The following is a 14,115-nucleotide window of genomic DNA, read 5'->3' as shown; positions in this document are numbered from 1 at the left end:
TCCCTCGGGATTGTCTTGCCCTGATCTTACCAGAATAAACACTATTGAGGGAGACTATCACCTCTTACTAGGAGGGTTTAATGTGAGTGGAAAAACTAAAGCCGAGCGGCTCGAAGAAATGAAACGTTTATATATCCAAAGAGCCTTCTCTGATATTGAAATGGCAGAACGCCTAGGGATAGATCGCACAATGGTCTATCGCTACCGCATTGAATTATCCTCAGAGTACCCGATTGAAAAGGATAAAGACGGGCGTTATCACATTCCCCGCTCAAAATTAATCTCCGAGATAAAAGTGAATTTACCCGAGGCGCTCACACTTTATCTTGCCGCTCGTAAACTTTCCCTCCAAACGCGTTTTTATCACCCCTATGCCGCTAACGCCGTAGAAAAACTTGCCGCCGCGTTACGTCAGCCCATGACCAATCGTCTTTTGAAAACTGCAGAACGTTTGCTCCAACAAGAGAAAAAGCCCGAAAGACTCAAGATTTTTGAAATAATTACCCAAGCCTGGGTTGAACAGCAACGCCATCGGCTGTGGCACCACCGGGTGCCAGTGGACAACTTGCGCATGGCGGTGAAACTGCAGCGGCTACCTACCGATTATGTCCGCCCCAGCCCCGCGGCACAGGCAGCCCAACATCTGGCTGCCCGTGGCGTTACCCTCCACCCCGGTATGCGCCTCACCTTCTGGTTCACCCGTAGCGGCGTGAGCATGACACCCCCAGAAGACCTGGATCTGGAACCCTATGCGCGCTGGGTGCGGTGCGCTGCCGCTGAGGTTTTGGACGTGATGAACTCGATCGAAGCTTCCCCGTCCCCTCAGCTCTGAGGTTACCAATCTGGAGCACAAGCCGCGTGTAGTTCCCCTCTCCAGCGCGATCAACCTGCGCCTGGTGTTTCTGCCAAGGTTAGTGACCCGTACCACGAAGTACTCTCTTGTCAACCTGCCATGCCTAGACCATATCAAACCGAATTCTGGGGGACAACCTTCTGGCGCTGAAACGGTCGAAAACCCCATTCGCTGAAGCCATCTCCGCTAGTTACCCTCAATTCTCATAATCGTGGGCAATGACATCAACCGGTCTACTTTTTGCGGGTGGCCTCGGCAATAGGAAGGTGGATTTCGTAACTTTGACCTTTGTTCAGCGCCCCCGGCGGGGCTCGAACCCGCAACCTCTGGATTCGAAGTCCATTACTCTATCCAATTGAGCTACGGGGGCGTTCGTCTCTATTATACCGCATTCATCTAGGGCAAACGCAATACCGCTTGCGCCGCCAGATTCAAAACCTGCACCGGCACCACGCTGAGCAACACCACTGCTGCCGCTGCCCCAATCGCAACCAGATTCAACCACCCATCGCGGCGCACTTTTGGCTCACCCGGGCGCATGTACATGATCACCACCACCCGCAGGTAGTAGTAAGCCGAGATCACCGAGGTGAGCAAGCCGATGATCGCCAGATCCACATATCCCGCTGCAACCGCCGTGCGGAAGAGAAACAACTTACCCCAAAAGCCCAATGTCAACGGCACCCCAGTTAACGAGAGCATGAAAATGAGCATTGTTACCCCTAGCCAGGGGTATTTAGGCCCCAAGCCGGCATAATCCTCTAATGCCAAACCGCGTCCTTCGGCCTGTTCTAACGCCACGACTACCGCCCAGGCCCCAAAGGAGGTCAACCCGTAAGCTAGTAAATAGAATAACATCGAAGCCACCGCTTGCGAGGCCACCTGTGCATTCCCATACGGCACGAAAGCCATCAGCAAATAGCCGGCATTAGCGATACTGGAATAAGCCAACAAGCGCTTGACATTCGACTGTGTCAACGCCAGCAAATTGCCCACAATCATCGTCAAGGCCGCGACACCCCAAAAGATTGGGGTGAGATTGGAAGCCAAATTGGGGAAGAGGGTCAAGAAGAGGCGCATCAAAGCGGCAAAACCGGCAGCCTTGGTTGCCACAGCCATGAAACTGGTCACCGGGGTCGGCGAGCCATGATATACATCGGGAGCCCACTCGTGGAAGGGCACCGCCGCTACCTTGAACCCAAACCCCACCAGCATCATCACCGCACCCGCGGTAAAGAATCCCATTTCCGCGGTTCCATTACGCACGGCCTGAACCACGCCAGTCACACTGGCGCTAGCGGTGGCGCCGAAAATCAACGCAATCCCGTATAAAACAAAGGCAGATGAGAACGCCCCTAACAGGAAGTACTTCAAGGCTGCCTCTTCCGATTCGAGGCGTGGGCGGGCAAACCCCGCCAGGACGTAAAGGGGTATCGAGAGGAACTCCAAAGCCAGGAAAACCAAAATCAGATGATTGGCTTGGGTCAGCAACATCATCCCCGCGATAGAGAAGAGCAGCATGGCGTAAAATTCGCCCCGCTCGATTTCCATCCGTTTGAGGTAGTCGTATCCTAACGCCAGAGCGATCAAACCACTGACCAGGTATAGGGCGTTCAGGTAGACGGCAAAGTTATCCAGTACGATCATCTCGTGAAACGCCTGTCCCCCACGGCCACTTTGGGCTAAATCCAATCCCAGTCCTACCGCCAGGCCCAATGCCGTGAGCAAGGCCAGCCATCCCCGACGTTCACGCGGCAGCCATAAATCCAACAATAATAGGACTACCGCCCAAACCAAGATAAAGGCAATCGGGAGCACCATCACGATGTCGCTCAGGGTCATCTTTTCCTCCTAATGGGCGGCCAGGGCCACCGATTGCACCAACGCCACCAATTGCTCAGCGCTGGGGTTGATCAGATTCAAAAAGGGTTGTGGGTATAACCCAATCCAGAAAATAAGCACCAGTATGGGCACCAAGGTTAGCATCTCGCGGGCGTTTAAATCTGTCAGGGTGCGGTTTTCCTCATGGCGCACCGGCCCCAAGAACACTTTCTCAAACATGGTCAATAAATACACCGCCGCCAGGATCACTCCTACCGTGGCTATCCCGGCAAACCAAGGACTTCCCAGCACCGTCGAACGGAACGCTCCTAATAGAATGGTAAACTCACCCACAAAACCGTTTAGCCCCGGCAGACCTAGCGACGAAAGGGTTACCACCAATGAAAGGGCTCCCAAAACCGGCATGACCTTCCAAATCCCGCCAAAGGCGCTCATTTGACGGGTGTGGCGGCGCTCATAAAGCATCCCCACAATCAAAAACAGAGCGCCGGTGCTCAAACCATGGTTGACCATCTGGAGCACGGCACCGGCCAGCCCCTGCGCGGTGAGGGCAAAGGTACCCAACATCACAAACCCCAGGTGGCTCACCGAGGAATATGCCACCAGTTTCTTAACATCCTGTTGGGCATAGGCCACGGCTGCGCCGTAGAGGATGCCGACCACAGCCAAGCCCGCCATCCACGGTGCCAATTGCAACGTGGCTTGTGGGAAGAGCGGTAGATTGAATCGTAGAAAACCATACGCCCCCATCTTCAGCAGAACGCCGGCCAGGATCACCGAACCGGCCGTTGGGGCTTCCACATGAGCGTCGGGCAACCAGGTGTGGAGCGGGAACATGGGTACCTTAATCGCAAAGGCCAGGCCAAAGGCCAGGAAGAGCCATAATTGGGCGGCGGCAAACACCCCACGCTGTTGGAGGAGGGCATCCCAGGCAAAGGTGCGCGTTTGCAACCCCAGATAAAGGATACCCAACAACATCAACACCGAGCCAACCATGGTGAAGAGGAAGAACTTTACCGCAGCATAAACACGCCGTTCCCCACCCCACACGCCGATCAGGAAGATCATCGGCACCAGGGTAAATTCCCAGAAGATATAAAAGAGCACCAAATCCAAAGCCAGAAAGACTCCCAACATACCGCTCTCCAGCAGCAGGAAGAAGAGCATAAAACCCTTGACCCGCTCTTCTACCGCACGCCAGGTTGAGAGGATGGCGATAGGGGTCAGGAAAGCCGTCAGCAAGACCATTAGCAGGCTAAGGCCATCCACACCCAGGTAAAACTCAATCGTCACATCGCCGATGCGCACCCAGGGTTGGCGCACCACCATTTGCAAGTTTGGGTCGCCTACTTGAAACTGCGTCAGCACCCCCAGGGCAACAATGAACGTTGCCAGTGAGGTCAGCAGTGCCCCCCATCGCAGGGCTTTTTTGGCTTCAGAGGGAATAAAAAGCAGGATCACAAACCCCACTAACGGGAGCGCAATTAACCCAATCAGTCCGTTTATACCCAGGATCATTCTCAACCCTCGTTCCTTCGGAATCGGTAGCGATGTGGTCGCTTAGCGCAAGAGCAAATAGGCAACGATCAATACCACGCCCATAACAATACTTAAAGCATAAGAACGCACATAACCGTTCTGCCATTGACGCCACCACAGCGCAAGCTTGCGCGCCACGTACCCAACCCCATTGACAATACCATCAATAAACCCCAAATCCACCACTTGCGCCAACACATGGGCTAAACCGTGATAGGGGCGCACCACCAACGCATGATAAATCTCGTCCACCCACCACTTGCGCTCCAGAGCACGGTAAACCCCGTCCAATACTCGCGCCAGAGGATCGATTTCGCGCGGGCTGGATAATGGGCGACGTCCATAAAGCCACCAGGCCAAACCCAGGCCAGCCAGAGCCACCGCCAGCGATGAAGCCGCAATGCTCACCTGGAACGGAACAGCCTCAACCGTATGCAGGGTGTGCTCCAGCCAATGTTCCAGTGCATATGAATCCGGGACGTTGATCAGACCACCCAGCACCGATAGCGCCGCAAGAACGATCAGCGGCACGGTCACAATCGGCGCACTCTCGGTTGCTTTCTCGGCGGCTTCACTGCGCGGTGCGCCGAAGAACACCAGCGCCAACTGCCGTCCCATGTAAAGCGCCGTCAGCAGAGCAGAAAAAAGCAAAAGGCCAAAAACAGCCGGGAACTTCGCGCTGGCTACGGCCAAAATCTCATCTTTGGAGAAGAACCCCGCCAAAGGCGCTATACCGGCCAACGCCAACGCGCCGATCAGATAAACCCAAAAAGTCACCGGCATGCGCTGGCGCAGTCCCCCCATGAAACGCATGTCTTGAACATCAATTTCAACCTGATGGTGATGCCCAGACTCATGTCCGCGTTCCATGCCCAAAATGACCGAACCGGCGGAGAGGAAGAGCAGTGCCTTGAAGAAGGCATGTGTCACCAGGTGGAACATCCCCGCTACCACGGCACCCATTCCCACCGCGGCGACCATGAAGCCCAACTGGCTAATGGTGGAGTAAGCCAATACCCGTTTGATGTCATACTGACCAAGCGCGATGGTAGCGGCCAGCAGTGCTGTCAACCCGCCAACCCAGGTCACCGTGCTTTGCGCCAACGGGACCTCAATATACAGCGCCTGCGAACGCGCCACCAGATAGACACCCGCAGTCACCATCGTCGCCGCATGGATCAGCGCTGAAACCGGCGTGGGGCCGGCCATCGCATCCGGCAACCACACATAGAGTGGGATTTGTGCCGATTTTCCCGTTACGCCCAGTAGCATGAACAGCGTGATCGCCGTCAGTATGCCAGGTGCAACCTGTGCCAACTGCGGCGCCTGACGAAAGACAGCCTCAAAATCCAGCGTGCCGAAATTGGCAAAGATTAAGAACAGCGCGATCAACAGACCAAAATCACCAATGCGGTTGACCACAAACGCCTTTTTTGCTGCCAGTGCGTTTCCGATACCGCCAGCACCCTTCTCGAACCAGAATCCGATCAGCAAATACGAACACAGACCGACCCCTTCCCAGCCCACGAAGAGCATCAGGAAGTTGTTCGCGCTGACCAGGATCATCATCGCCGCAATGAACAGATTGAGAAAGACAAAGAAGCGGCGGAAGCGGCGCGGATCCCCCTGATGGCGGACATCCTCGTGCATATACCCGATGGAATAAATATGAATGAGCGCCCCGACACCGGCTACAACCAACATCATCACCACCGAGAGGGTATCCACACGGAAAGCCCAATCCACGCGGAAATCACCGATGTGGATCCAGGTCAGCAAGGGAACTACCGCTCCTTCGGGATGACGGGCCAACCCAACGGCCAGCGCTACCGCCACGCCAAAAGCACCCACCGTGGCCAGGCTGGCGATCCACCCCACCACCTTTTCATTCCAGCGCGCCCCCAAGAGCAGGTTCAACAGGATGCCCACCACCGGTAGGAACACCACCCCCGGCGCCAGGCGGAACAACGGTTCGGTCACGGTCATAACCTCCATGTGCATGGGCGGTTCATCCTTTCAACTGACTCATTTGATCCAGGTCAATGGAATGCTTGGTGCGGAAGATCGCTACAATCAGCGCTAATCCGATTGCCACCTCTGCCGCTGCCGTGGTAATCACAAAAAAGACGAACAACTGACCATCCAGAATTTTATGAAAGGCCGCAAACGCCACAAAAGCCAAATTGGCGGCGTTGAACATCAGTTCCAGCCCCATGAACACCACCAGCGGATTGCGCCGCAACACAACGGCCAACATCCCAATGGTGAACATAAATGCCGAAAGCCCCAAATAATACACCAATGGCATAGCGGCCTACTCCTTTCGTTCTCCGAATCGCCCCTGCCGACCTTTGCCCTTACCCACCATGGGGGTTTCCAGGCGCGCCAGGAAAATCGCCCCCACCACGGCAATCAACAACAAGAAGCCCACAATCTCAAAAGGAAGCAAATACTTTTCGATAATCATGCGCCCAACCACGGCCGGGCTTTCAAACCCAAACCCGATCTCCGCTGCCCATTCCGGCGCACTAGTGCGCAGGTACAAAAAGGCCGCGGATTCCACTAGAAAAAGACCCCCAGCCAACAAACCCAGCCAGCGCTGCCCACGCAGAGGCTCATGAACCGGGAACTGCTCTGCCCCCAACAGCATGATGACAAACACAAACAGTACCATGATGGAGCCGGCATAGACGGCCACCTGAGCAAATGAGACAAACGGCGCCCCCAGAATCAAATACAGCACACCCACCCCAATGAAGTTGAGCACCAGAAAGAGCGCGGAGTAAATCGTGTTGCGGCTGAGCAACATCCCCACAGCCGAGCCGGCCACCACCAGACCTAAGACAGCAAAAACGATGAGGGTTCCAAGGGACATTCAGCCTCCCTAATCGGTGGGATCTTGCATGATTGGTATCGAGCGGGTGTACACCCCGGGTTCCACTTTTTGCGGCGTAGGCTTACCCCCTTCCGGCACTGGCTCCAAAAGCATTTCTTTGGTGTAGATGGACTGGTGACGGTCGGTGAAGGTAAGTTCGTAGTTGTCCGTGAGCACAATCGCCTCCGTTGGGCAGGCATCCTCACAGAAGCCGCAGAAGATACAGCGTAGCATGTTGATCTCATACACCCGCGCGTAACGTTCACCCGGCGAGTAACGCTCATCATCCGTGTTTTCTGCCGCCTCAACAAAGATGGCATCCGAGGGGCAGGCCGCGGCACACAGGGCGCACCCAATGCAGCGCTCTAAGCCGTTTTCATACCGGCGCAGGATGTGTCGCCCCCGGAAGCGTGCCCGCACCGGGCGTTTGACCTCAGGATACTGAATTGTGACCGGCTTTTCGGTCATCGAACGGAGTGTTTCGAGCAAACCTTTAAGCATGGCTTATCCTCCAACCCAGACCACCACTAAGGCGGTAATGACCGCGTTCAGCAGTCCCAGCGGGAACATCACCTTCCAGCCCAACTGCATCAGGCGGTCATAGCGAATGCGCGGTAACGTGGCGCGCAGCCAAATCATCACAAACAGCCACATTGCCACTTTGAGAAAGAGGTAAATCGGGCCCAGCCAGGGGAAACGATCTACAAACGGCCCCATATATCCTCCTAGGAAGAGCGAGGCGCCGATCATCGCAACCGCAATCATTTTGATGTACTCAGCCATGAAGAAGAGCGCGAACTTCATCCCCGAATACTCGGCATGGTAACCGGCAGTGAGTTCCTGCTCAGCTTCGGGCATATCAAATGGCGCCCGGTTAACCTCGGCCAGCGAAGCCATAAAGTAAAGCAAGAACGCCGCTGGCTGGAGCACGATATACCACAAGTGCTTTTGGGCATTAATAATATCCATCAGGCTCAGTGAACCGGCCAACAAAATCGGGCCGACAAACGAAAGCCCCAACGCCAGTTCGTAACTGATCATTTGAGCGGTGGAACGCAAGCCACCCAACAGGGCATATTTGTTATTCGAAGCCCACCCTGCCAGAGCAATACCATAGACCGAAATAGACGCAACTGCCAGAATATATAGAATGCCCACATTGATATCCGTGAGATAGAGGCGGATGACGCGTCCACCGATCACCACGGTATCCCCCCACGGCACCACCGCCGTGATGACCAACGAAGGCAAAACCGTGATGATGGGCGCCAGAAAGAACAGCACCTTATCCGCCCCCGCCGGGGTCAACTCTTCTTTAAAGATCAATTTAATCCCATCGGCTACTGGCTGAAGCAAGCCAAATGGACCTGCCCGGTTCGGCCCAATGCGCACCTGAATGCGGGCAATGACACGGCGCTCATACAGGGTAGCATAGGCAAACCCCCCGGTCAGCACCAGCACAATAATTAGTGACTTGATCACCCACTCCCAAAACAAGGCAGCGTCCATGCGAACTCCTTAACTCCCAGCCTGAGGTTCAAGCACGGCGCGTTGAGCGCGCACCCACTGTGGTTGACGTAACGCCACCCCGCTACTGCGTGGTACTAAACCTGCCCCTGCGGGCACGTTCGCCACCACCTGAACGGACAGCGTTTCTGACCACCCATCCGCACTAATCTGAACATACTCTCCGTTTTGCACCCCCAATTGGGCCGCCGTCTGCGGCGCCAGGTAAAGAACCGCCTGGGCAACTCGTCGGTACAGTAAACGCGAAGGCCGCAAAGTTTGTCCCTGATCATAGAGGCGGACGAACGGCACCAGATACAGCGCCTCGGGTGTATGCACCTCCGCCGGTGCGACATCGGGGGAGGCTATCGCCTCCGCTTCCGCGCTCACCCGCGCCAAGCGCACCCCTAAGCCCTGGGTATTCTCATAGGCTGTGCCGCCATAGTAGAGATCACTACGCCCAACTATTGGCCATTGTTCCACCACCTCAGCCAAGCGGGTGTAAGAAAGACCGGCAAAAGCGGTCAGGGTCTGTGCAATCGCCTGGAAGACCCGGCGCACCGAACGCCCCTCCAATGCTAGGCCCAAGTGTTCGGCCACCTGCGCCACAATGGCAAAATCGGCGCGGGTGCCCTCTAATTCGGGCAAAGCCGGGTAGAAACGCTGCACCCGCCGCTCTCCTGTTGTCCACGTGCCTTCGCGCTCGGTAAACGCCTGCACCGGGAAGACCACATCGGCATGACGGGCCGTCTCGGTCAAGAAAAGGTCTTGCACGATGACAAACCCGGCCTTTTCCAGGGCACGCGCCAGCGCCACATCATCCCCGGCCGGATCGGCAGCCGCTACCCACACCACATCGGCAGCGCTCAAGGTTTCAGCAAGCCGCGGGTCAGGCCGGAAGCCGATTTCCCAGGCTCCCTGGGTGTTGGCATGCGGCCACACCGCCACCAGGCCGCTCAACGGGCGCTCCACCTGCCCGTTTTGCACCAACAGACGTGCTAACATGGCCGCCAGCGCTTCAGAAGCTTCCAGGGACAACCCTTCACTGCCGTAGAAAATAACCAGATTGGCCGCACCGGCCAACGCCTGGGCTTCGGGAGTATTCCCTGTCAATAGGGTTTGCACCTTGAGCAGGGCATCCTGGTAGGTGTAACGCACAACATGAGCGGCACAACGTTCCAGTTTGGTAGGACGGGCATTGGCGACAACCAACGTCGCCCCCCGTTCAGCTGCCTGCTTGACCCGCAGCCACCATAGCGGCGCTTCCTCGTGCAAGTCGGTGGCCACCACCAGAATGGCGTCTCCCTTACCCAAGGCCCCCAGGTTTGCCTCCCCACTCAGGCCGTAGCGCTGCACATAGTCCCCACCACCCATGCAGGAATAGAGCACAGCCCGCCCCTGCCAAGCCTCGGTCAGTCGGTAGAGGTTGAACAGATCCTCATTGCTCAACCGTCCTCCGGCTAGGCTCACCAGGCGCTGATGGGTGCGCAGCCCTTCCGCTGCCACCCGCAGTGCTTCGTCCCAGGAAGCAGGTTGCAGGGTTCCATCTTTGCGCACCAGCGGCTGGCGCAGGCGCTCAGGGCTCTCGGTATAGTGATAGCCAAAGCGCCCTTTATCGCAAATCCAAATCTCATTAACCCACTCGTTCTGGCGCGGCATAACCCGCTTAATCACCTCACGTCCCCCTGCGGCGGCCTCACGGCGCACGTTGAAGGTGATATTACACCCCACCGGACAGTGAGGGCAAATCGAGGCACTTGGCGTCATCTCCCACGGGCGGGCGCCAAAACGGAAATCGGCGGTAGTCAACGCCCCTACCGGGCAGATATCGGTCGTATTTCCGGAGAAGTAGGAATCAAAACCGGGTTCTGAAAAGGTCACAATTTGCAGTGCCCGCCCGCGCTGGCTAAAGGCAATCACCGGATCGTCCACAACCGTGGATTGGAAGCGCACGCACCGCCCGCACAGGATACAGCGTTCACGATCCAGATAGATCAGTTCGCCCAGCGGAAGATGCTTGGCTAGGTGCATCTTATCCTCGTAGCGGAAACGCGATTCTCCCGGCCCATAGGCCATGGTCAGGTTTTGGAGGGGGCACTCCCCGCCTTTATCGCAAATCGGGCAGTCGAGCGGGTGCGAGGTAAGCAGGAATTCGATGATCCCTCGTCGCGCCTCAGCGACCACCTGGGTTTGGGTGCGCACCACCATCCCTTCGCTCACGGGCGTGGTGCAGGCCGTCTCTAATTTCGGCCCAAATTGGATCTTAGGACTGCCATCCGCCTCCAATACCGGTTGACCGGTGGCACGGTCAATCACCGGACGACCGACTTCCACCAGACACATCCGGCACATCCCTACCGGTTCCATCTTAGGGTGATAGCAAAAGACCGGGATGTCAATCCCCGCTTTCTTGGCAGCATCCACAATCAGCGTCCCCTGCGGCACGCTGACGACCTGATCATCAATGGTGAGGGTCACCATTTTACCCATAAACCGGCTCCTTAGTTACAACGGCTTCGTAATCCGCACGGAAGCGATCAATGCTGGAAACCACCGCCAGGGTAGAGAATTCACCCAGCGCGCACAGGCACTTTCCCTGCATTTGACGCGCTACCTGATAGAGTAATTCCACCTCACGGGCTTCTCCCTGCCCACGCGCAATGCGTTCGGCCAGGCGATTCATCCAGTAGGTGCCCTCGCGACAGGGGGTGCATTTACCACAGGATTCATGTTTGAAGAAATTGACTGTCTTATAGGTCAGCCAAGCCATGTTAACCGAATCATCCAACACGATCACCGAGGCAGAGCCTAACGAACCGCCAAATTTATTCAGTGACTCATAGTCCATGGGGGTATCCAACACGCTTTCATCCATCGGGATCAAGACCGAGGATGCCCCTGCCGTCATCACCGCCTTGAGCGTTCGCCCCTCGGGCACCCCACCGCCGTGTTCAAAAATCAACTCGCGGAAAGTCACCCCAAACGGCAGTTCGTAGTTGCCCGGCCGGTTAACACAACCGGATAGGCTGAATACCTTTGTGCCGGGACTTTTATCCGTGCCGTAGTTGTGATACCAGGCCGGCCCATGGAGCACGATCAGGGGTACATTCGCCAAGGTCTCCACGTTATTGACCACCGTGGGGCGGCTGTAGAGCCCGGCCGTTGCCGGGAAGGGCGGACGCAAGCGCGGCTGGCCGATTTTGCCTTCCAGCGACTCCAACAAGGCGGTCTCTTCGCCACAGATATAGGCGCCGGCGCCCAAGTGGGTATAGAGCCGTAGAGAATAATCCGTGCCGAAGAGGTTTTCACCCAGCAGTCCGGCTTGTTCCAGGTCGGCAATCTTCTGATCCAGCCATTTCGCAATATGCCAGTACTCACCACGGATGTAGATATAGGCCACCCGCGCCTGGACGGCATACGATGCAATCATCAGCCCTTCCAAGAACTGGAAGGGGTTGGATTCCATAATTTCACGATCTTTGAAGGTCCCCGGCTCGGATTCATCCGCGTTGGCAACCACGTAGTGCGGCCACAGGTCATTCGGCAGGAACGACCATTTTAGCCCGGTGGGAAAGCCCGCTCCACCGCGTCCGCGCAGTCCCGAGTCTTTGACCATCTGAATGATCTGGGCCGGCTGCAGTTCGGTTATTGCCTTTTTGAACGCCGCAAACCCCTGATGCTCCAAATACACCGGCAAGCGTTCCAGACCAGGAATGGCGCGGTGGCGCAGAATAAGATACTCGCTCATGCCGTGCCCTCCTTCTCTTGGTGCACTTTTTGACGCAGGGCTTCAATAACCGCCAACGCCGTCTCCAAGGTTTGGTTCTCATGGAAGACAATCTCACCATCTCCCTGCACCTGGAAGACCGGCGCGCGGTGGCACGCCCCAATGCACTTCACTTCTTCCACGGTAAATAGCCCGTCCGATGTCACCTGTCCCACCTCAATACCCAAGGCCTGACACAAGGCTTTGAGAAAATCCTCCGCGCCGCGCAAGGCACAGGGTAAATCGGTGCAAACCTGGATATGATAGCGCCCGTGGGGCTGGTCATAGTACAGCGAATAAAAACCCACCACCGAGGCCACATCCGTGATCGAGATCTCCAAGATCTCGGCAATCTCGGCCATCGCCTGCGCAGTGACATAACCCTCTTCGCGCTGGGCGAGATAGAGCAGTGGCATCACCGCCGAGCGCTTATGCTCCGGCGGATACTTGGCCAAAATGATCTCAATTTCATCGGCATACTTAGCGCGTAGCGTGTTCACCGGTCACAATCTCCCAGGACAATATCAATGCTGCCGATGATTCCCACCACATCGGCGATAAAGTGATTGCGGGTCAAGATGGGCATGACCTGCAAATTGGCAAACGAGGGGGTAACATAATGGACACGATAGGGTTTAGGCCCACCATCCCCTTCCAGGAAGACCCCCAATTCGCCGCGCGGGCTTTCAATCGCCGCATATACCGATTCCTTGGGGGCAGAGAAGCCTTCCGTCCACAACTTGAAGTGATGGATCACCGCCTCCATGCTCACCCCCAACTCAGAGCGCGGCGGCGGTACAAACTTGCGGTTGTTGCTACGCACCGGGCCATAGGGCAGTTTATCCAGCGCCTGGCGGATGATGCGCAGGGATTGGCGCATCTCTTCCACCCGCACCAGGTAGCGCGAATAGACATCGCCATCTTGCTGGGTGGGGATATCAAACTCATACTGTTCATAACCGCTGTACGGGCGCACCTTACGCAAGTCGTATTTTAACCCGGCCGCTCGCGCCACCGGCCCGGAAATGCCCCACTGGATACACTCCTCCGCCGTAATCACCCCAATGCCGCGGGTGCGATCCAGGAAGAGTTCGTTGGTGGTCAACAGCCGTTCGTATTCATCAATGCGCCGCGGCATGATCTCCAACACCCGCCGCACCGCGTCTTCAAACTCAACCGGCACATCCCGCCATAGCCCACCGGGACGGACGTAGGTGGTCATCATGCGCTGCCCGGAACACATCTCGAAAATGTCAAGGATCATTTCGCGCTCGCGCATGGTGTAAAGGAAGGTGGACATGGCAGCTAAATCAAGCGAACTGGTGCCCAGCCAAAGTAGGTGCGAGCCGATACGCGTCAATTCCGCCAAGATCACCCGGATCGCCTGAGCGCGCGGGGGCACATCCAATCCCACCAGCTTTTCTACCGCCAGGCAGTAGACTAAGTTATTGCCGATGGGGTTGAGGTAATCCAAGCGATCCGTCATCACCTCGGCTTTCTGGTAGGTCTTGGCTTCCATGTTCTTTTCCACCCCGGTGTGCAGAAAGCCGATATCCGGGATGCAATTAAGCACAATCTCGCCATCCAATTCCAAGAGCAGGCGCAGCACGCCGTGCGTGCTGGGATGCTGCGGCCCCATGTTCAGCAACATGGTCTCGCCCGCCAGCGCCCGCTCCGAAACCAGATGACGCAGTTCATCTACCGAAACTTCACGTAACATGACCATGGCCGACT

Annotated in this window: 12 protein-coding genes and 1 tRNA gene; 1 reads left to right on the top strand and 12 read right to left on the bottom strand. The window is 56.5% G+C overall.

The features are described 5' to 3' along the window. The first annotated feature begins 82 nt into the window (after window positions 1-82). Window positions 83-832 (top strand): helix-turn-helix transcriptional regulator, encoded by a 750-nt coding sequence (locus AC01YT_RS09520; protein ID WP_476674901.1) that lies wholly within the window; start codon window positions 83-85, stop codon window positions 830-832. A gap of 317 nt (window positions 833-1,149) precedes the next feature. Here AC01YT_RS09520 and AC01YT_RS09515 read toward each other — a convergent pair. The 12 genes from AC01YT_RS09515 to nuoD form a co-directional block, all read right to left on the bottom strand. Further along, window positions 1,150-1,223 (bottom strand) — tRNA-Arg (locus tag AC01YT_RS09515). Between the two features lie 26 nt (window positions 1,224-1,249). After that, the gene (locus tag AC01YT_RS09510; protein WP_476674899.1) at window positions 1,250-2,695 is read right to left on the bottom strand and encodes an NADH-quinone oxidoreductase subunit N; all 1,446 of its coding nucleotides are present in this window, start codon (window positions 2,693-2,695) and stop codon (window positions 1,250-1,252) included. A gap of 9 nt (window positions 2,696-2,704) precedes the next feature. After that, window positions 2,705-4,213, bottom strand: a complete 1,509-nt coding sequence (locus tag AC01YT_RS09505; protein WP_476674897.1) for a complex I subunit 4 family protein — start codon at window positions 4,211-4,213, stop codon at window positions 2,705-2,707. 42 nt (window positions 4,214-4,255) lie between these two features. After that, a complete protein-coding gene (nuoL, locus tag AC01YT_RS09500) occupies window positions 4,256-6,235 on the bottom strand; it encodes an NADH-quinone oxidoreductase subunit L (protein WP_476674895.1) in 1,980 nt (659 codons plus the stop codon). A gap of 7 nt (window positions 6,236-6,242) precedes the next feature. After that, window positions 6,243-6,542: an NADH-quinone oxidoreductase subunit NuoK gene (nuoK, locus tag AC01YT_RS09495; protein WP_476674893.1), complete on the bottom strand. Its 300-nt coding sequence runs from the start codon at window positions 6,540-6,542 to the stop codon at window positions 6,243-6,245. A gap of 6 nt (window positions 6,543-6,548) precedes the next feature. After that, window positions 6,549-7,109 (bottom strand): NADH-quinone oxidoreductase subunit J family protein, encoded by a 561-nt coding sequence (locus AC01YT_RS09490; protein ID WP_476674891.1) that lies wholly within the window; start codon window positions 7,107-7,109, stop codon window positions 6,549-6,551. A gap of 9 nt (window positions 7,110-7,118) precedes the next feature. Beyond that, window positions 7,119-7,610, bottom strand: a complete 492-nt coding sequence (gene nuoI, locus AC01YT_RS09485) for an NADH-quinone oxidoreductase subunit NuoI (protein ID WP_315625357.1) — start codon at window positions 7,608-7,610, stop codon at window positions 7,119-7,121. A 3-nt stretch (window positions 7,611-7,613) separates the two neighbouring features. Then, entirely contained in the window at window positions 7,614-8,618 is a 1,005-nt protein-coding gene (gene nuoH, locus AC01YT_RS09480) for an NADH-quinone oxidoreductase subunit NuoH (protein WP_476674889.1), read from the bottom strand. Between the two features lie 9 nt (window positions 8,619-8,627). Beyond that, a complete protein-coding gene (gene nuoG, locus AC01YT_RS09475) occupies window positions 8,628-11,105 on the bottom strand; it encodes an NADH-quinone oxidoreductase subunit NuoG (protein WP_476674887.1) in 2,478 nt (825 codons plus the stop codon). After that, complete coding sequence (gene nuoF, locus AC01YT_RS09470) at window positions 11,098-12,363, bottom strand: NADH-quinone oxidoreductase subunit NuoF (protein WP_476674885.1); 1,266 nt, start codon at window positions 12,361-12,363, stop codon at window positions 11,098-11,100. Before nuoF ends, nuoG begins: the two co-directional genes overlap by 8 nt. Further along, window positions 12,360-12,881, bottom strand: a complete 522-nt coding sequence (locus AC01YT_RS09465) for a complex I 24 kDa subunit family protein (RefSeq protein WP_476674883.1) — start codon at window positions 12,879-12,881, stop codon at window positions 12,360-12,362. Before AC01YT_RS09465 ends, nuoF begins: the two co-directional genes overlap by 4 nt. Then, window positions 12,878-14,107 carry an NADH dehydrogenase (quinone) subunit D gene (nuoD, locus tag AC01YT_RS09460; RefSeq protein ID WP_315625352.1) on the bottom strand — a complete coding sequence of 410 codons (1,230 nt, stop codon included), beginning with the start codon at window positions 14,105-14,107 and terminating at the stop codon, window positions 12,878-12,880. Before nuoD ends, AC01YT_RS09465 begins: the two co-directional genes overlap by 4 nt. Between the last annotated feature and the right edge of the window lie 8 nt (window positions 14,108-14,115).

The organism is Thermanaerothrix sp. (assembly GCF_056331585.1).
The sequence above is the reverse complement of the archived record's forward strand: the minus strand, read 5'-3'. Positions and strand labels throughout refer to the sequence as shown.